The organism is Bacillus sp. JAS24-2, assembly GCF_008274905.1.
Taxonomy (GTDB): domain Bacteria; phylum Bacillota; class Bacilli; order Bacillales; family Bacillaceae_G; genus Bacillus_A; species Bacillus_A cereus.
The window spans coordinates 88,260-108,518 of sequence record NZ_CP031070.1 but is presented as its reverse complement, the minus strand read 5'-3'; the positions used below and the strand labels follow the sequence as shown (position 1 = coordinate 108,518).

Sequence of the window (20,259 nt, the reverse complement as noted above, 5' to 3'; positions counted from 1 at the left end):
ATTAAGCTACTCTACAATTGGGATTTTTATCTAATAAAAATCTTTTTCACAACTGAAGAGAATTTCATCAATTATAAAGAACCGCTCTTTATAATTAAGTTTAATAGTTATATATATGTTTAATTTATATATATATAAATTGCAATCTGATGGAGGACAAAATTATGAAACATCTAAGAAGGTTTATAAAAAGATCACTTATCCTTTTGGTGATTTTTGGTCTTATTATTAGTGGTATATTATTTGGTACTAGTTATGGTCACGATTTTCGTTTAACAGTTGCAGAAAGTATATTAACTTCTCAACATCCACAATATGCAAAATATACTTTTTTACCTCAGGAAGAATTAGATAAATTAATTGAAAATATTAATAATCCTAAGTGGATAAATAGTGATACTAATGTTAATGAAAAATCCATAGAAAAAAACTTAAAAAAGTTAAAGAATACTCCGTTACAAATAGATGTAGAAACGATCAAAAGTGATGAAAATTCTCGATTTCATTTTAAAGGAAAATTGGTTACAATTAGTAATCCTTTTAATGTCAAACTTGTTACTCATCATGGTTCGCAAGGAAAAGGAAAAGGGGAAAAAATTAGTGTAATGGCAAAACGTAACCATGCACTTGCAGCTATAAATGCAAGTGGATTTGATGATGAAACTGGGAGAGGTGGAGGAAATCTTGCCACTGGAATTGTAATAGAAAGCGGGAAAATCATTGACTCGAATCATGAAATAAATGAACCTGCACTTGTTGCAGGTTTAACAAAGTTTGGTCAATTAATAACTGGAAATTATTCTGCTCACCAATTACTAAATAAACATGTAATTTCCGCAGCCGGTTTTATGCCACAGTTAATTGTAAATGGGGAAAAAATGATAACAGAAGGTGATGGTGGATGGGGTTCTGCACCAAGAAGTATAGTAGCTCAAAAAAAAGATGGGACCATTATATTTCTAGTTATAGATGGAAGACAAACACACAGCATAGGAGCTACTCTTAGAGAATGCCAGGATATTCTTTATGAAAAAGGGGCTGTAAATGCAATGGCCATGGATGGTGGTTCTTCTGCTACACTGTATTTATTGGGGAAAGTTAGAAATTCCCCTTCTACTTTATCTCATGAAGATCGTTATTTACCGAATGCTTGGATTGTAACAGCTAACCCCAAACAGCAAGTCCATATTACAGTAGATGGAAAGGAGATAGATACAAATACAGTAAGATATTAAAATAATGTTTACATTATAGATATACTTTTATAGAAGATAATCTCATTATATTTTCCTAAAAGGTTATTCTTAGCTACGCAGGCTATAAGTACATTAGCTTGCTAACAATTTAACCTATGAGAAAGTCTTTTGATAGAAGTTAAATATTAGATTAATTCTCTCTTATAAATCGGTGTAATTTTAATCTTATCTATGAATATATTAACTTAAATTAGTAGGAGTGTTTATAAAATGAAGATCATAATTATTCAAAACTTATTGTATGTTTCTGAAGAAAAAAATGATTTTAGGTGTTATATTAAATCTTATTTTTCTAACATAAAACCTAGTATAAGTGATTTAATTGAACTTCCATCTTTTAATAATGAGAAACAATTTTCTAAAGTCAAACACACCTCAATAAATTTTGATAAAAACGAATGTAAAGTTGTTCTTGATCAGCTAGTAACTAATGATCCATCTGATTTAAAACAATATATTAAAGTATTAGTTAATCAAGGATGGACAGAGGAAATTTCCAAAAGTATTTCGTGAACTCCCCCACTTCACACTCTTACGAGCTGTTTGAAGTGGGGCTTCTCGGTTAGTCTATACTTTTATTAGTTAACAAATTAGTCATAAAAACACAAACTATCTCCCAGGTTTCATAGGTTCCTTCATTTTTGATATTGATTGCTTGCAGCATTATAATTTTTATCTATTGACGTACCACAATTACAAACATATACTCGTTCAGATAGTGCTTCCCCTTTATGGAATAACTGTTGTATTTCTAAATCTCTTAATTAGGATACCAATGGAAACTGAAAAACAAAAAATTATTAAATAGATAAATAATTATTAGCCAAGAGCAATCTGTAAGTCATAAGGTGCATGTAAAAAAGGAAACATCTGATAATTATAGGCGTTTCCCTTTTGTTCTGCATAAGCAAGCTTTTCCGCCTCATCCATGAGAGCTTTTTTCCTTGCTTCATACGCTTGGCGGAAAGCAGGATATTGACTCATACGTTCCCATTTATTTAATGCTTTTTGTAAAATTGTTTTTTGGTTCATCGCAATATTCTCCAATGTTTGAGTTAATTGTGCATCTTCATTCGCTGGAAGTATTAATAACCAACGAACAAACGAATCTTTCCAAGGGAGTTACTTGTTCGTTCCGTCACTGCTGTATGGGTATTTTTGCCCACCCCTCGAAAAGGGGGATGGAAAAAAACACCCTATATTCTCTTTTATTTTATCTTTGAACCAGAACCCTAAAACAGTATTTATGGTTTTAGTATCTGTTTAATAAACCATTCGAGATTATGTGTATATTTTTCTTTCTTTATATCATCTAATCCTGGATTTTTTGATATGACAATATATCTATTCCTTTGAATAGTAATACAATACGCTGTTTTTAAATTTTGTACATTATATTCCCTGTTGTGGCTGTACTCACATTTCCGTTTGGTGAGCTAACAACTACCTTTTTATCGTTGATTTCTAGTGTAACTTTTCCGATTGCCTCTTTATTCTTGATTAGTAATTTACGGAAAAAGATTCTGGGCTTTAATACCTTAAATGAAAATCGAATGAATACAATAAAAATTAATATGGTACCGGCTGTTACTATACGTAGGAGCCAAATATAGTTTTGATCATAATTAATAGTTGTATAATCATAAATTCAATACGAAATTGCTAACAGATGAACAATAAGCTCGTGATAAAATAACTTTTTTTGTAACAATCTTTATCGTGTCTTTATAATCATCTTCTGAAATATAATATGTAAGATACACTGAAACTCATCCCCTTTAGTAAAATTAAAAGGTAGAAAGCAACCTATTTATTATAAGTCACTTTCTACTTCCAGTGTACCACCATATTAAGTCAACTAGAACTAAAGTTTAATTCAATCGTTATTGGTTTTTTAGTGCTTCAGAAATAGCTGCAATTACAAGAGAAAATAATGCTGCAACTCCTACCTATAAAGATCCCAAGATTAAAAGAAGAATTACTAAACCTACGATAACAATTGGAACCACTCTATTTTCAATAGTATCAATCATTTTTCACCTACATCATTTAAATTTAGAAATGATAGTTTTAACTCTATTGATAAATCTTGCTTAAGCCCTTCACTAATCTCAATGTTTTCGTAATTTAAAATTGCTGACATATGCACCCATGCCCCATCAATAGTAGTTTTTGTTTCTATATTCCCGTTTTTAACGGATAAGGCTAGTTCTTGAGTAATATTTTGGGATTTCAAGCGATATTCAGGTGATAAGTTGCCTAATAATCCTACTGCCTCTGCACCTAACTTAGATTCTATTTGACCATTTTTCACTTCGAAAACTTGTGAATTCACATCAGGCTTCTTAAATTTATCACTTATTACCACTGATCCCTTTACAACTTTCATATCGAATACAGGAATTTCTTTCTCAAGTACCAAATCTGCTAAAGAAAATTCTAGTAGAGGGATTTTATTCATTAACCCAGCATACTTTCTTACGGCTATTGCTAATGCAGGGTTAATAGATTTTTCACCTTTATATCTATTTGACATAATATTGTTATCAATCTCGATTTTACCATCACCAGTTCTAATTGTAATTGTAGAGATTTGGTCAAATGCCCAGTTCTTTGGTAACAGGAATCCTAAATTACCACTAAATCCTGTAGACATTCCACTTACAAAACTAGTTTCCGCATATCCCGCTTCTGAAACTCTGCTATAAACGTTACGTGCTCCATATACGCCGACTTTATAGTAATTGCGCATAAGATATTTCATCTTACTACTAACACCTTTAAAATAATCTAAGATGTAACTTGAAGTTTCATGATCTTGCGCATCAAAATCAACTGCAAAATAAATTGTTATTCCTTTCGTAAATCTGTGAGCAATTGCGGCATCTACTGCTGCGATTGTATCAGATTTTCCTTTGTCTTCACTAAAGTATGACAATTCAGATCCATTTGTTTGGTAAATAGGAAATACAGTTAAACCTGATTTGAAAATATTTTTAATTCTCCAGGTTGAATCTTTTTATTTAACCTGGAGGGTTCTGTTGCAAAATTTCTTAACAGATAAAAATTTTGATTGGGTGCGATTAAATCTCATGCAATTGTAAGTAACTTTTGCAATTCATTATACGTTGAAAAACCGCAGTTTGGTCGCAAACTACGGTTTTGTTTATATATAGCATGAATGGTTTCAATTCCTTTTATAGTACGTGAAGCATGGCGAAGACTTTGAAATCCTGTGGATTTGGAAAAAACGTCGCTTGTCGCTTGATATGTCTATGATCCTGTTCGATGAGATTATTCAAATATTTGCTTATACAATGAGTGGTATGCTTATAAAATCCTTGTTCTTCCAATTTATTGAACACGCAAAGTAACGCAGAGCCTTATCTGTTGTGAGGGTTGTTGGTTCTCCGAAAGCTTTCACTAGTCTTTTCATAAAGGCATATACCGCTTGAGTATCTCGTTTTTTGCGAAGTTGAATATCCAACGTGTGTCCATTTTTATCGATTGCTCGATAAAGATAACGCCATTCGCTTTTCGCTTTGATATAGGTTTCATCCAGATGCCAAGATAACTGTGCAGATTTATTTTTCTTTCTCCAAATCTGACAAACGAGATTTCCATATTCATGAACCCAACGTATGATGGTTGTTGGGTAAATCGAAACTCCACATTCTTTCAGAATTTCAGATACATCGCGATAGTTTAAAGAAAAACGAAATTAGTAGCCCGCGGCTACTAAAATAATGTCTTTCTTGAACTGTTTCCCTTTAAACATCGCATTTGTGATTCTCCTCGCTTCTTTTTTAGAGTGTATTTTCATTTAGAAAACTTTGCAACAGAACCCTTAACCTTCATTTCGTATTTATTTCAGTGTATATTTACAAATTTAATAACGTTTTTGCAACCATGAAATAAATTACTAATCCAGTTCCATCAACAAATGTTGTAATAAATGGACCAGAAACGACTGCAGGATCTAGTTTTAATTTTCTCAGAATTAAAGGTAAAACAGCTGCAACAAGAGAGGCCCAAATAACAATAAATAATAAAGTGATTGCTACAACTTGTGCAACTTCTGTTCCAACCCCTAACATATAAGCGCGAGTGAGCCCAGCTACCCCAAGTGCAAGTCCGAGAAGCATACCAATTGCAAATTCCTTTTTTATTACACGGAAAATATCTTTAAATTTCACCTCTCCAATACCGATTGCACGAGTAATTGTTGCTACAACCTGTGTTCCTGTATTCCCTCCAGTACCTACTAATAATGGAACAAAGAAAGCAAGGGCAACTATTGTTTCAATTTCGTCTTCAAAATACTTTAATACTGTACCTGTATATGCCTCAGCAACAAAAAGAAGCAATAACCATGGTAGTCGTTTAAAGAAAATACTCCAAATACTAGATTCAAAGTAAGATTGATTTAACGGTTCACTTCCGCCTAACTTTTGGATATTTTCTGTAGCTTCTGCTTCCATAACATTCATTACGTCATCAAATGTTATAATACCAATCATTTCATTATTTGTTGTTGTCACAGGTATTGCTGCTAAATTATAATTCAGTAGCTTTTTTACAACTTCTTGCTGATCAACTTCAGCGTGTACTGAAATTACCTCTTGAATCATGATAGTAGATAATATCTCTTCATCTGCTGCTAATAATAACTCATGTATGGAAACGATTCCCTTAAGATAACCATGACTATCAAGAACATAAATATAAGATATTGATTCCACATTTTCAGAATGTTCCCTAATATACTTCAATGTCATTTTTACTGACCAATTCCCTTTAACTGCAACAAAATCACTTGTGACAAGGCTTCCTGCCGTTTCAGGTTTGAAAGTCATCAATTTTTTTACGTTATGTTTTGTAGTTTTATCTAGATACGCCATTAATTTAGCTTGTTTTTCCGGATGAACCGCTAGAAGTAAATCTACTAATTCGTCAATTGGTTGTAAATTCAGCAACTTTTTAGCTTTATTTTCAGATAAGTGAATTAAGATATTATATTTTTCTTCTGTACTTAAATATTGAAGAATTTTAGAACTTTTTAATACAGGAATCGTATTTAGCAATATGACTTGATCTTCAATTGAAAACCGTTTTACTTCTTGCGCAACATCATACGACGGATGACGTAAAACTTGCTCTGCATCCAAATTATTTTTGGTTACAAGTAATTCATTTAATAATTTCTTCATGTTAACTCCTCCTCATATTGCTAAGGGAGACTCTAGAGTTTCATGAGTGGTTTTGTTTTATTTTATCTGTCTTAAATTTTTTATTAGAGCATTAATAGTTACATTGCAATCCATTCATTATTTAGAATTACCTTCTTTTTGAATATAGACAAGATAAAATAAATAACAGTAAATAGAAAAACCTTTACTCAAAAAGGAGTAAAGGTTTTTTACAATACAAATAAATGATTATTAAGACAGCTCTGCCAAAATCACAGAGGTGCCTTTCTATCAAATCGTATACCACTCCCTCGTTGAGTTTTAGCACTGTATAGCATAGGTTTTTATAACCAGCTACATTAAGAAGGGCCTTAATCCGACCGTTCCTGTTGACCCATTGGCGTCTCTCGACATTTTTGGGCAGCAGCGTTTCTCTATACAGGAGCCTCACCTAACAAAGATTATTGAATTACTTCAAAATTTAAACCAGAATTTAATATTTGTCAACTAACTTTCGATTTTAAAAAAATTCTTTTATAAAGTAATTAGATTCTATTGTAAATTTGAAATTCTACTTAAAAGATATAAAATTAAAATACAATTAGTTTGAAGAAACGTTATAATACATATGAAATTTCGTATATAAAATTTATTGTTTATGATCAGTTTTTAACTTTACAACAGAAGTTAAATCATTAGTCATTCTGTACTTCAAAAGAACATTCTTCAAAAAAATCTTCTTTTATAATTAAAATCTTCTTTACTGTTTATCAAATTTATATAGTTAAACTATTTAATCAAATTATACACTACAAGTCGAAAATATGTATTGATACAGAATGATTACATACATTTTCTCACATCATTTCTCAAAGGGTTTTAAAGCAATAAAACATGTAAAATTAGCAATGCAGTTACTTGACAAGCAAAAAAAATATATTTATGCTTGCTACACGAAACAAATACATAAAATTTTTATTGCTGAACCTGTTAGGTGAGGCTCCTATACAAACACAGGCTATTGCCCAAAAATGTCGAAAGACGCCAATGGGTAGAACAGGAATTGTCGGATTAAGGCTCTTCTTAAGATAGCTAAGCAATGAATCTTCATTACTTTACGTTGTATAGTGCCAAAGCTCTACTAGGGGGAGAAAAGCCTTATTTAGTCATGCCATTTTGAATCCCTCTAGTTAAATTACATACTAGAGGGATTTTTGCGTAAGAAAATAAAGTGTAAGCGATAGAACCTTCCTAAACAAAAGTCCTATTTAGTAATTGACGAGAACAAGATTCTATTCATTAGCAAATGTAATATTATGTTTTGTTTTAAATCAGGAGGATATTAAAATGAAAAAAATATTAAAACTCGATTATCTATTGCTCCTTCCTCTATTCATAACATGTACTTTAGGTATTATCATGATGTATAGTGCTAGCTCCATTGTCGCTGTCCAACATTACGGTTATAACAGTAGACATTTTGTTGATTCTCAATTAATAAAGCTACTTTTAGGAACAATAGGGTTAATAGTTTGTGCTTTACTCCCATATGAAATATGGAAAAAACGAATAGTCTCAATCTGTATTATGGTTGGGGGGATTTTTTTATTAATTATGGTTTTATGGAAAGGAAAAGTGGTAAATAATGCTCAATCATGGATCTTTGGAATACAGCCAGCTGAATTTCTTAAATTAGGAACAATACTTGTAACAGCCCGTTTTTTTGCATTACGACAAGAACAAGCTAAAAATAACTGGAGTGGTATCGGAAAACTTTTATTTTTTTTAGCTACAATTTTTTTTCTTATCTTTAAACAGCCAAATTTAGGATCAGCACTTTTGATATTAGGTATAAGTTTTAGCATATTTCTTTGCTCAGGAATAAATATAAATCAATTAATCAAGAGAACTATAATCGGTTCTATTTTGTGGTTACCTATTTTATATTTTTTGATTCAATATAGTTTGTCAGAAGTTCAAAAGACACGTATTACTACAATTTTTAATCCCTTTATTGATGCGCAAGGAAATGGATACCAGCTTGTAAATTCTTTTATTGCCATTGGTTCTGGAGGAATTATTGGTCGTGGATTCGGAAATAGTATTCAAAAAACAGGTTATCTTCCAGAACCACATACTGATTTTATAATGGCAATCGTTTCTGAAGAATTAGGATTTATTGGTGTATTCATTATAATGGCCGGAGTATTAGCTATAGTTCTTCGCTCACTAAAAATTGCACAACTATGTAAAGATCCATTCGGAAGTTTTATAGCGATCGGTATAGGGTGTATGATTGGTATGCAATCTGTTGTTAATTTAGGTGGTATTACAGGACTATTTCCTCTTACAGGTACACCATTTCCATTTGTAAGTTTTGGAGGAAGTTCTTTAATGGTTAATTTAATCGCAATAGGAATATTACTTAATATTTCAAATTTTAATGAAAATAGGTTATTTTAGTTATATACAATGTCATTTTTTCATAAAGTAAACCGAATCATAATACTTTCAACGGTTTTGTTGCAAAGTGAGAATACATTCTAGAAAAAAGAAGCGAGGAGAATCACACATGCGATATTTTAAAGGGAAATAGTTCAAGATTATTTTTCGTGGAAGAAGATATTTTTTTAGCTGACGTTTTGCCTTTTCCATCGTTTTATTTTCCGAATTATCTTGAAGACGCTTTTCTAAGTTTTGAATTGTTTGTTTAATTTTTTCAGATGTAACGGGAAAGACATCTTTCTTTTGCTTTTCTTCTAATTCAGCTTTCTGATCTTCTTTGTTTACTTGTTCAATTATTGCTACAATCTTTTGATACTGCTCACCTAATTTCTGATCATACTTTTTTTGATTTTTCCACACAAACGTATACCGATTGGCATTTGTCTCAATTTTTGTTCCATCTAAAAAGGAATCTTCAAGTTTGACCAATCCTTCTTGTTTTAATACATCTACAAGAGAAAAGAAATTTTCATAAATCAGGTCTTTCATACGTTCGGATCGAAAACGATTGGATTACCATTCTACTTTGTTCTTCTACCATGTTTCAAATGCGGCAATTACTTCTTATGAAAAAGAAACGAGAACTGAGTGAATATAAGGCCATATATATGATTAAAGATTACTTTTTTCTTCTTTTCCAATCGATACAAAACATACTAAGATTAGTAGTGCAGACCAAGGCATTGGTTCGCACTACTATTTTTTTATATAGTAGAAGTAAAGAGAAGGTCGTGGGTGTCTTGGGATCCTGAATCCGTATACAAAACTGATCTTCTTCACTTACCTTATTTGAATCGGTTTTTAGTATGTTGGTCTTCGAGATCGTGTATAAGAAATGAGAATCGATAAGTGTAAGTTGAAGACTTTAATTCCACCTAAGGAGGAACTTTATGAAACACGTAATTGCGTTTGACATCAGTATGGGTAAAAGTTATATGGTAAAAGTTATATGGTAATTTATAATGCACAGAAACAGTGTATATTTGAAAGTGAAATCAAGCATTCTAAACCTGAATTCAAAAAGCTACAAGAAAAGATTCATGAGCTTATAGATAAGACCGGTGAATTGCCTGAAATCGTATTCGAAGCAACAGGTATCTATTCCAGGCAGTTAGAACGATTTATGCAAGATAATCAGTATACATATTGTTTATTAAACCCATTAGAAGCCAAGCTACAATGTGACTCCTTACGGATTCATAAGACCGATCGAAGCGACGCACACCGATTAGCTCTCACTCATTTTACAGCTACCCGAAGGGTATTTACCGGAACTGATAATTTATTCTACCAGCTAAAATCTCTTTCTAGATTATATAGTGAACTGGATAGTGAATTATCGATAATTCGTAGTCGTATGCATAAAGTAATCCAATTAACATTTCCTGAGTTGGAGAGAATGTTTACCAGTAAATCTGATTTGTTTTTAAATTTTGTTCAACTATTCCCCCACCCAGATTGTATTTTAGGTCTTTCAAAAACCATTATAAAAAATCGTATTCGTGCCAACACCAATAAAAAAATATCAAATATTACAGCGGAGAAAAAAGCGATTCAAATACTTGAAATAGCGAAAACTTCCTATCCTGCTGTTTCTCAGAACGATGTTCTATGTGATCAACTCAAATTATACGCCAGACGCTATCAAGAGCTTCTTCACCAAAAAGAATGCTGCATTAACAAGATGGTATATATAGCCGAGCAACGTGCAGAATACGATATCATTCTCAGTCTTCCTGGGATTGGACCGAATACTGCAGTACGCTTGATGGCTGAAATAGGAGATATTACTCGCTTTAACAATAACAAGCAACTCAATGCATTTGCTGGTATTGATATACGCCGTTTTCAATCCGGTAAAACCTTTTTTAAAGATAAAATCAATAAACGTGGAAATAAACATTTGCGGAAGCTCCTTTTCCTCATCATCCAGAACATGATTAAACAACGACGTTACGGACAAAATCACATTGTTGAGTATTATGATAAATTAAAAACGCAACCCTATAACAAATGTCATAAAGTTGCGTCCATTGCATGTGTAAACAAGTTCTTGAAGCTCCTCTTTCACCTTATTACACATGATATACACTATGATTATCGGTTAACGGCCTAATATCATAGTTTCATTCATCATATCATATCTCACCCCTAGTAAAAAAACGAGTATATATTAGGGGTCTTTGATATGCATGATAACAAGTATTTGTTCCTTCTGATATTTACTCCAGTAAAAACCTAAAAATACAGGTTGACTAATCGTAAGAAAAGACACCCAAGAGCTATCAAAGGTGTTACTTCGCCTGTTCAACCTCCTACAGCAAAACGGGCGAAAATCTCACAGATATGAGAAGAAAACAGTCTTTGATATATTAGGTGTCGTTTACAATTGTACCATGTCAGATAATCAAGCGGCTTAAATCAAAAAAATGAAACCCATTAGGGTTTATTTCGTATGCAAATCTTTCAATTGCCTACACGTAGCCTTTAGAAAAAAAGAAACAACCTCTACTATGATTGATGTTGTATGACCTTAGCTTGATAGTGATGTGGTGGTACCCCTTATAGAATATTCTATCCTTATTTAAACTCAATAGAGGTATCTACAAAAAATATAAAACAAGTAATTAAACTACTATAATAATATAGATGAACTGTACCCCGAATCATGGACACTTAAAAAAAGCCCCATGATTCGGGGTTTTTGTGTATTTTTATCAAAAAACCTCGTTATAATGGAACCAACGATAGAAATGAAGTACGGAGAATGAGTAAAATTATTTTTAACGAGATTCAAATGAAACAGCTAGAAAAAAATAAAAATGTATTAAAAGCGTCGGAACGTTCGATTAGCTATTGTCCAGATTTCAAAATAAGAGCGGTAAAAGAAAATCAACAAGGAAAAGGTCCTAGCCAAATCTTTTTAGAGAATGGGTTTGACTTAGCTGTGATTGGTGAGAAGAAACCAAAACAATGCTTGAAACGTTGGCGAAGAACCTTTGAACAATTTGGTGAAGAGGGCTTTTATACAGAACGCCGCGGGACGCCCTTCGGAAAAACCTTTCTCTTCTGATGAAAAATTAAAGAAAGCGGAAGCACTTATTGCGTTTTTAGAAGCGGAATTGACATTCCTAAAAAAGTTAGACGAACTCGAAAGGCAGGCGTTACAGAAGAAGCGTTAACACCACGAGAAACATACACACTGATTGAACAAACCATACGTCGATTCCAATTCCCACGTATGGTGCGTTACCTTTGCACACTGGCTGGGGTAAGTCGGAGTGGATACTATGCGTGGCTTCATCAGACAGATAAACATCTAGAAAAAGAACGTAATGATGAAACAGATTATGAATGGATCCAAGAAATTTTTAATCGAAAAGGAAAAATATGTGGTGGTCGTTCTATCAAAATGGTGTTGGAAAAGACAAAAGGAATTTGTATGAATCTCAAGCGTATTTACCGTATTATGCGTAAATATAATCTTGTGACAAAGATTTGCCGAGCGAATCCTTATAAACACATCGCAAAAGCGACACAAGAACATAAAACATGTCCGAACCTTTTAAAGCGCCAATTCAATCAAGAAGAGCCTGAAAAAAGTATGTTAACCGATATTACCTATTTATTTTATGGACAAGGAAAGAAGGATTATTTATCATGTGTAAAAGACAGTACAACACGAGAGATTTTAGCCTATCATGTCTCCTCTTCTTTACAAATGGATATCGTCTATCAAACATTAGATAACTTGAAAGAGAGATTAGGAGAAGTCATCCATCCTGAAGCGCTTCTACATTCAGACCAAGGTATTCATTATACACACCCTGAATTTCAGAAACGTGTAAGAGAAATGGGGATCAGACAATCTATGTCCCGTAGGGCAATTGTTTAGACAATGCACCAATGGAATCCTTTTTTGGTCATATGAAAGATGAATTAGATTACAAAGATTGTCAAACCTTTGAATCCCTTGAGCTCAACATAAAGGATTATATGGAGGAGTATAATTATAATCGTTATCAGTGGACATTAAAAAAGATGGCTCCGATCGAATATCGGAACCATCTTTTAAGTGCTTGATTTTTCAGGGCTTTTTTATTAAACTGCCCATTTTATAGGGTACAGTTCAAGATTTCCCCTTTGTTTTTATAGAATAACAAAAATGTTCTTTAATTATTTTTAGTTATTTGTGGTTTTACTTTGTATGTGTATTCTCCATTAGTACTATATTGGGTATTGCTATTAACAGGTTCTACCTTTACACTCATATCTGTTCCATATTGCGCTTCATAAGTACCTAATGAATTAAAGTTTACTGTTTCTTCAGGACCAACTGATAATTTGTCACCATACAAGGCTTTGAATTCTTTATGCTTAAGTGCCTCTCTTAGCATGCTTGCAAAACTACTATAGTCACTTGCAATTTGTTCACCCTTCAGATCAAAAATTTTCATATGATCCACACCTGAACCTTGAGCAATCATTTTTACACGTCCTGTTGATTTATTAGTATTTAGCATCACAGTGACTTTTACAGTTGAATGCGCAGGCACTTTAATTGCTTGTGCGGGAGCGGTATAAGTACGGCTTTCAGCGTGCGTTTGAGCTTCTGAACGTGAAAAATCATATTCTGCGTTAACTTCAACACCGGCATCTACAATAAAACGGAATTCTCCTTTATATTTTATTCCAAATTTTCCACCATGCGTTGTCGTAGTGGTTACAGAATTTGTAATTGTTTTTGAAAAACTCTGTGTAGATAATGTTTGTTCAAAATCAGAATCATTTACCAAAGTTGTTGTTCCTACAAATTCAGGATTTAATTTAGAAATGTTAGGAGCACCAACTGGTTCTACAAAGTATTTGTCAAATTTAAAAACATCTTCAATTTTCCCACCGAAAATACCAGACTTGACAGTTTTTTCTTTTCCATACTTCTGGAAAAGATATGTTGATTCTATTACAGTAAGGTGCCTTTGCCAACTATTTTGGTAATTTTCATATGGATCAGTCTTGACCTCATAATTATTTATTTTTTTCTGAAGGGCATAATTCACTGTTTGGGCACTTGCCATATTTGGAGAAGTTAATGATAATGATGTAACCCCAAGTGTTGCCGCGGTAGTTAGCACAAGAATTTTTTTCATATTGTTCACTCCTATCCATAATATTATACATTCATTATACTTATAGAAAGCGTATACAAGAGGGAATTTTGTGACATTTTTTCGAAATAACATTATCTCTTAAATTCTTATTTAAGTACATTTTATTATTTGTTGTGCTAAGTTTTGAAGAAAAAGTTATAAAGGGGGAGATGCACTTTTGAATCTACGATTCAAAAAATAAAAATAATTTTGATTGAAATGGATCGCATAAAAGATTTATGCGATTTTCAGTTTAATAGGGATTCGTTGATCCACATTTGGTTTAAAAGTCTCGTATGGATTAACATGATTGTAAAATAAGGGTGTTAACCCATCGCTATCAAGCTAAGCTCATACAACATCAGTTATAGTATAGGTTATTTCTTTTTTTCTAGAGGATACATGTAGGGGATTTAAAGATTTGCATACGAAATAAACCCTAATGGGTTGATGAGCGTGTAATGCTACCCTATTAAATTGCCAGCTAAAATTCTATAACTAATTGTGAATTTTTTCGCAATTAAATTGATTTGGAGGAAAAGTCCTTGGATGTATTTTAAATTATCCAGAATTAATTTACTGATATGAATATTGCCAATGCCATTACTTCAACAATTTTTATTATTTTACTAGGTTTCTTTTGTCGAAAAAAAGTGATTTTTAATGATCGAGTTGGAAAGATACTACCAAAAGTCGTATTATCCGTTGCTTTACCTGCTCTGGCCCTCACATCTTCCATGATAGATATTAATAAAGAATCTTTAGCTGAAGGAATGAATCTTTTAATTTTGGAATTACTTATTTACATTATTTTAATTTTCGTCTCTAAGCCAATATATCTGAAATTTAAAAATGACAAGCAAGATACATTACGTGTTTTAACAATTTTTGGTTCAACAACTTTCTTTGGTATTCCCATTGTAGGTGCTATATATGGACCTAAAGGTGTCTTATACGCTTCTATTTTTAATATTGGTTATCGAATTTTTCTATATTCTTACGACTATATCAAGATGAGTGGTCTGGAAATGGAAGCGAAAAATATAAAAGAAATGTTTATAAAAACTATTGTCATTGCGACTTTTCTTGGATTATTGATTTGGATGTTTCAAGAATATTTACCTCAAATGAACGTTGTAGCTGTTGATGGAAAAATATCAAATGTTGCTTTATTATGAATTGATCGAACTGCTGTTTGACTATATAAACCTATGACTTATTTATCAGGACTAGCTTCACCACTCGCTTGGCTTTCGATTGGAGCAACACTCGGTGCTGTATACTTCAAAACAGCGATTACAGATTGAACATCTTTCATCTACCGCATAAACAAAATTGTGTTAGTTCCTAGTATCAATATTGTATTTCTCGCAACTCTTTCACTAACAGGAATTCTTTCGATTAGCGCTATTTCCATAGGAGTTGTTGTCATTATGATGGCAACACCAACTGCTACAGTAGCAGCCGCCTATGCAATTAGTTTTGATAAAGATGCACTGCTTGCTTCTAATACATCTTTACTTTCTACAGTTTGTGTGGTTGCACTGATTCCTATGTGGATTATCATCATTAATTTAATGAGTAATATTGGGATATTTAGATAAAAAATATTATGATAATGGAGAGATGAACTATGACATTAAAAGTAGCTTGTTACGGAGTTAGAGAAAATGAAGTACCTTTTTTTAAGCAATTAAATAAATATAATTTTGAACTATGCTTGATTGAAGATTTACTTAGACACGACAATATTCAAACTGCTAGAGGAATGGATGCTGTTTTATTAAGAGGAAATTGCATAGCAGATTTCCAAAATATTAAAAAATTAAAAGAATACGGTGTGAAATATTTGTTCACATGTACCGTTGACTATAATCATATTGATTTGCAAGCAGCAGCCGATTACGACATGTGCGTGACAAGGGTTCCTTCCTACTCTTCAAATGCTATCGCAGAACTATCTTTAACACTTGCCATGTCATTATTGAGACATACGACCTATACGACAACAAGAACAGTAAATCAAGACTTCACTGTAGATCGGACAATGTTCAGTAAAAAAATTAGAAACAGTAAAGTCGGTATCATTCGTACAGGTAAAATTTGATTGACGGAAGCAAAACTTTTTAAAGGGCTTGGCGCTGAAGTGCTTGGATATGATGTATTCCAAAGTGATGCAACAAAACAAACGGTTGCCTTTATGAAATTGGACGATTTATTAAAAGAAAGTGCTATCGTAAGTATAGTCCCTTATATCCCAGGAGAAAATGATAAAATGATTGAGGCCGAATTTATTTCAAAAATGAAAGATGGATACATTCTCGTTAACACTGCTCGGGGTGAACTGCAAGATAGCGAAGTCCTTCTTAATGCCCTCCAATCTCATAAACTAAAAGGCTTTGCAACAGATGTATTTGGGAATGAAGAAAAACTATTCTTTCAAAAATTTGATAAAACAACAAAAAATTAGATCCAACTGTTCAAGCACTACTAGAACAATACCCTCGTGTCTTCGTGACACCTCATATAGGATCTAATACAGATGAAGCGATTACTAATATGATTGAAACAATCTTTAAAAACCTTCATGACATTATTACAAAAAAACACACAGCAAATGTTGTGCTTTTACCGAAAAAACGAGGACTTATTTCTATAACCTGATTACTATAATCCATAAAAAAGAGTCAAATTATATCGAGTTTGACTCTTTTTTTACGAATTCAACGCATCCTTCCCTCGACGTACAGGATTTAAATTTTTCAATATCTAAATCCCTGCCATGCAAAATAACTTACACCTGTTTTCTCCTTCTGTTTTTCCTTCGCATGTATAAGAAGAGGATTTGACCGCTCCGCACGGCCAGAGCCTCTTGTCCTCCTATAAAAAAGAAATAAGTTTTATATCAGTTTTTATTTGAGGACTTAATTCATTGGGAATACATACGCAGTAATATTGAGGCCGTAAGAGTACCGCTTGGTTTTTGTCTGGATTCGAAGAAAGAAGGCAGTCCTTATGTTGTGACACCATGCCTGACTTGCCCAAATTTCTGCACAATCCCTGACAATCTGTCTGACTTTGAAAGCGAAATCGAACGCGTTGAAGAACATATTCAGATGACGCAAAATTACCCAATTTACAATGAGAAAACCAAGGAGCAATTAGATAACCTTATTAAGATTAGAAATCAACTTGCCAAAGGCAAGTCTCATCGGGGTGAAAGTGCTAAGAAAATCATCCTCGATGCTCAAATTGTCAAAGAAAAAAGAGTATCATCATGAAACATAAACGATCTATAGAGGCTATTGTAGCCCTGGCCAAAAAGAAGCGTGAAGAAACCGTACAAAAAGTTAAGAAAGCAATTAAGCAACTGATTAAAGAGAATAGACGTATTAATTTCAACTCCGTCTCCTGCTTCGCAGGAGTGTCTAAGTCTTACTTGTATAATCACATTACCCTTCTTGAACGAATTGAAACACTTCGTAAACAACAAGCCGCATCTCCAAAATCCGTAAAACGGCAAATGAGTGATGAAAATAAAGATGTAATGATTCAATTATTGCGGGATCGAATCAAGGAATTAGAGTACGAGAATCGGCAATTAAAAGATAAAAACAAAAAGCTACAAGGAAAAATGTATGAAAAAATTTAATGAAATAAGACTCTTACTTTGTGGTCATATCCACAAAGTAAGAGTCTTATATTTTCTGTTTATTTTTTATTTTAATCTAAATTTCCCGAAGGGATGGGCATGCGGCTGTACCGCATATACGCACTAAAAAAGAGAAATGGCATCCCATTTCTTTTCCTCACTCTTATTGTTCTTTTTCTGTATCAGTTGAAGGTAATTTCTTCGCTTGTTTTTCTTTAAAGATTTCACTAATTACACCAAGTGTACCTAGTGTTTCAATTGCATTAGACGGGATGAACACTTTATTAGCTGGTCCTTTCGCAGCTTCAGCTAATGATTCAAATGATTTGTAAGCTAGTACGCGTTCATCTAAATCTGCTGCACGAAGTAATTTAATTCGATTTTGTTCTGCTTTTGCAATTTCCTCAATTGCCCTTGCTTCACCTTTTGCTTATCGAAAGTTTTTTGAAATTCTTTTCGTAAAGAAAGTCAATGTTAAACTCACAATCGCACCAGCTATAATAAACTAAATCAGCCATATGCAATCCTCACTTTCATTCTCATACATGGGCGTTTACTAAAAGCTATTGTACATATTCGCTGTTACAACAAGCATCAATAAAATACTATATCAATATATTACTCATTGCCAATAACACTCCCTTTCAAAAAGTCAAATTATTTCAAATAAAAAGTTCACTTCAAGTATAATGTATGCGCCATAATTTTTTTCTAATTCACGGCATGTTGTATTTTTACCACCTCAAACGCTATAATCCCCATAGCTTCTCCCACTTTTATTAACTAATATCTCATTGCTTCGCTTTTCTCCCCCATAACTGTTTCCATAAAACGATTGAGGCCATAGAAAGCATTATTGTTGTAATGATACTACCTTCAATTCCAAATGAGCCTCCATGAAGGATTGCCGATCCATTTGTTACAGGTTTGAAAAGGGGCGTTGAATATATCGTCATGCCACTAACTGCAAAACCGTAGACGTTATATTGTGCCCAATTCCAAATGGAATGCCATGCGCAAATCCCCCAAAGACTACGGTCCTTTAAAACGTAAAAAGCTGCAAATACACCAACTAATATTATATTCGATATTGAAAGAATTGTAATACCTGGATTAAGCAAATGAAGGAAACCAAATAAAAAAGATGTCACAGCAATCCCAATCCATATACGGCTTCTAACCGAAAGAACTGGGAATAACCAACCTCGTACAACAATTTCTTCAGTTGCCCCTTGTATTAAAAATGCAACTAAAGACCCTACAATACCAAATATAGCGGTTATCGTAATTTCTTGTATTTGTAGTTTTACATTTCCTGTTAATACGAGTGAAATTACTGGTATCGAAATGAAAATCAACCCTATTAATGCACCTCTCAAATATTTTCCTATCCATTGCTCTTTCCAAAATCCAATGGATGAAAATGACCTTTTCTCTACAAATTTAATCCATAAAAACACAAAAAATATAGCCCCGCCAAACGTTAATACCATCTCAATATTGCTATAGATCGCCTTCATAAAGGTTGTTTCTGCTTTCGGTAAAAACAGCATAAATAACATAAACAATTCACCTAAAGTTAAAAATACAATTGCAAGTATAACAGCAAAAACAGGGTGAACTTTGCTTCTTCCCTCTTTTACTGCTTCAATGATTTTATATTTTTTATTTTGCAACATTCTATCCTCCTTATTATTGATTATTGCATTCAACAATATATTTAGCGTTTCCCTTAAAGGGGTTCTGCCGAGATATACCCGTATCTCGGTCGAACCACTACTACACTAGTAATTAACACTTTATTTTTCTTCTCCATCTATTTATCACCTTTTCGTTCGTTTTATTATCTACATTAAGTATAGAAGAGGTGGAGAATATGACAAATCGTTTTAGCTTACAATAAACCTTGCGGTTTTGTAAGGCATGAATATTTAAATGTAATATTGAAATTGTCCTAGTGAACTATATGGGGTCACTATATCATTCCGGGAAAATTGTACGTTAAGGACTAAAAACCCTTGCTATGATAGCGTCCATAGAGGTCAATTATGTGTTCATAAAGATAAAAACCACAGATTAATTGAACGTTGAATTATTTACAAACTTTATGAACATGATTATGGCTAGAAAACGTTAATATCATTGAGTTTTATCCTCTGTTCATAAACATAAGATTTTCTGAACAAATATCTCTTAGTATACAGTACAACGGGTTAGTTGTGTCGGAAATGTCTCTAAACGTACAAAATTACCGAAATGATATGGTGAGACCATGCCCATCAACTTACGAACAAAAACAAAATGAACTTTCGTTCAAATAAACTAAAAAACTCTTAAAACACTTTTTCTTCTTAAAAATGAGCATGCCAAATAAACTTAGGTAGGTATTATTTTTAAGATTATGCAGCTTTCTTTTGTTTTCTAAATCCAATATACTCATAGATAACACCCCCATAATATCAAAGACTGTTTTCTTCCCATATCGATGAGATTTCCGCCCGTTTTTC

General features: G+C 32.8%; 8 protein-coding genes, 11 pseudogenes and 2 riboswitches. Of the genes and pseudogenes, 9 read left to right on the top strand and 10 right to left on the bottom strand.

What is annotated here, in order from left to right:
* The first annotated feature begins 164 nt into the window (after window positions 1–164).
* Window positions 165–1,235, top strand: coding sequence for a phosphodiester glycosidase family protein (locus DN407_RS30645; protein ID WP_149217149.1), 1,071 nt, complete (start codon window positions 165–167; stop codon window positions 1,233–1,235).
* 231 nt (window positions 1,236–1,466) lie between these two features.
* Window positions 1,467–1,769, top strand: a complete 303-nt coding sequence (locus DN407_RS30640) for a hypothetical protein (protein ID WP_149217148.1) — start codon at window positions 1,467–1,469, stop codon at window positions 1,767–1,769.
* A gap of 375 nt (window positions 1,770–2,144) precedes the next feature.
* On the opposite strand, the pseudogene DN407_RS30635 reads toward DN407_RS30640, so the two are convergent.
* From DN407_RS30635 to mgtE, 4 genes and pseudogenes are all read right to left on the bottom strand, one after another.
* Window positions 2,145–2,394 (bottom strand): annotated as a pseudogene (locus DN407_RS30635) (PD-(D/E)XK nuclease family transposase); the annotation flags it as partial.
* A gap of 891 nt (window positions 2,395–3,285) precedes the next feature.
* On the bottom strand, window positions 3,286–4,218 hold the full coding sequence (locus DN407_RS30630) for a glycoside hydrolase domain-containing protein (RefSeq protein ID WP_255446579.1): 933 nt from the start codon (window positions 4,216–4,218) through the stop codon (window positions 3,286–3,288).
* Window positions 4,219–4,346: 128 nt separating this feature from the next.
* A pseudogene (locus tag DN407_RS30625) lies at window positions 4,347–5,034 on the bottom strand (IS6 family transposase).
* Window positions 5,035–5,137: 103 nt separating this feature from the next.
* Window positions 5,138–6,466, bottom strand: a complete 1,329-nt coding sequence (mgtE, locus tag DN407_RS30620; RefSeq protein ID WP_149217147.1) for a magnesium transporter — start codon at window positions 6,464–6,466, stop codon at window positions 5,138–5,140.
* Between the two features lie 277 nt (window positions 6,467–6,743).
* Window positions 6,744–6,911: riboswitch (M-box (ykoK) riboswitch) on the bottom strand.
* A gap of 513 nt (window positions 6,912–7,424) precedes the next feature.
* Window positions 7,425–7,601: riboswitch (M-box (ykoK) riboswitch) on the top strand.
* Between the two features lie 191 nt (window positions 7,602–7,792).
* On the opposite strand from mgtE, the gene DN407_RS30615 reads away from it, so the two are divergent.
* The gene (locus DN407_RS30615) at window positions 7,793–8,908 is read left to right on the top strand and encodes an FtsW/RodA/SpoVE family cell cycle protein (RefSeq protein WP_149217146.1); all 1,116 of its coding nucleotides are present in this window, start codon (window positions 7,793–7,795) and stop codon (window positions 8,906–8,908) included.
* Between the two features lie 141 nt (window positions 8,909–9,049).
* Here DN407_RS30615 and DN407_RS30610 read toward each other — a convergent pair.
* Window positions 9,050–9,460 (bottom strand): annotated as a pseudogene (locus tag DN407_RS30610) (IS5/IS1182 family transposase); the annotation flags it as partial.
* 380 nt (window positions 9,461–9,840) lie between these two features.
* On the opposite strand from DN407_RS30610, the pseudogene DN407_RS30600 reads away from it, so the two are divergent.
* The 3 pseudogenes from DN407_RS30600 to DN407_RS30590 all read left to right on the top strand — a co-directional run bounded on the left by DN407_RS30600 (window position 9,841) and on the right by DN407_RS30590 (window position 13,033).
* A pseudogene (locus DN407_RS30600) lies at window positions 9,841–11,066 on the top strand (IS110 family RNA-guided transposase).
* 145 nt (window positions 11,067–11,211) lie between these two features.
* Window positions 11,212–11,370 (top strand): annotated as a pseudogene (locus DN407_RS30595) (IS4 family transposase); the annotation flags it as partial.
* A gap of 347 nt (window positions 11,371–11,717) precedes the next feature.
* A pseudogene (locus DN407_RS30590) lies at window positions 11,718–13,033 on the top strand (IS3 family transposase).
* 89 nt (window positions 13,034–13,122) lie between these two features.
* Here DN407_RS30590 and DN407_RS30585 read toward each other — a convergent pair.
* Window positions 13,123–14,100, bottom strand: a complete 978-nt coding sequence (locus DN407_RS30585; protein ID WP_179955874.1) for an ETX/MTX2 family pore-forming toxin — start codon at window positions 14,098–14,100, stop codon at window positions 13,123–13,125.
* A 584-nt stretch (window positions 14,101–14,684) separates the two neighbouring features.
* Between DN407_RS30585 and DN407_RS30580 the strand changes: the two are divergent.
* From DN407_RS30580 to DN407_RS30565, 3 genes and pseudogenes are all read left to right on the top strand, one after another.
* Window positions 14,685–15,704: pseudogene (locus DN407_RS30580) on the top strand (AEC family transporter).
* Between the two features lie 29 nt (window positions 15,705–15,733).
* Window positions 15,734–16,764, top strand: a pseudogene (locus tag DN407_RS30575) (NAD(P)-dependent oxidoreductase).
* Window positions 16,765–17,377: 613 nt separating this feature from the next.
* Window positions 17,378–17,752, top strand: coding sequence for a DUF6262 family protein (locus DN407_RS30565; protein ID WP_149217144.1), 375 nt, complete (start codon window positions 17,378–17,380; stop codon window positions 17,750–17,752).
* 163 nt (window positions 17,753–17,915) lie between these two features.
* Here DN407_RS30565 and DN407_RS30560 read toward each other — a convergent pair.
* From DN407_RS30560 to DN407_RS30545, 4 genes and pseudogenes are all read right to left on the bottom strand, one after another.
* Window positions 17,916–18,182 (bottom strand): annotated as a pseudogene (locus DN407_RS30560) (SPFH domain-containing protein); the annotation flags it as partial.
* 3 nt (window positions 18,183–18,185) lie between these two features.
* Window positions 18,186–18,254, bottom strand: a pseudogene (locus tag DN407_RS30555) (NfeD family protein); the annotation flags it as partial.
* 159 nt (window positions 18,255–18,413) lie between these two features.
* Window positions 18,414–18,532: pseudogene (locus DN407_RS30550) on the bottom strand (chloramphenicol acetyltransferase); the annotation flags it as partial.
* Window positions 18,533–18,543: 11 nt separating this feature from the next.
* On the bottom strand, window positions 18,544–19,428 hold the full coding sequence (locus tag DN407_RS30545; protein WP_149217241.1) for a CPBP family intramembrane glutamic endopeptidase: 885 nt from the start codon (window positions 19,426–19,428) through the stop codon (window positions 18,544–18,546).
* Between the last annotated feature and the right edge of the window lie 831 nt (window positions 19,429–20,259).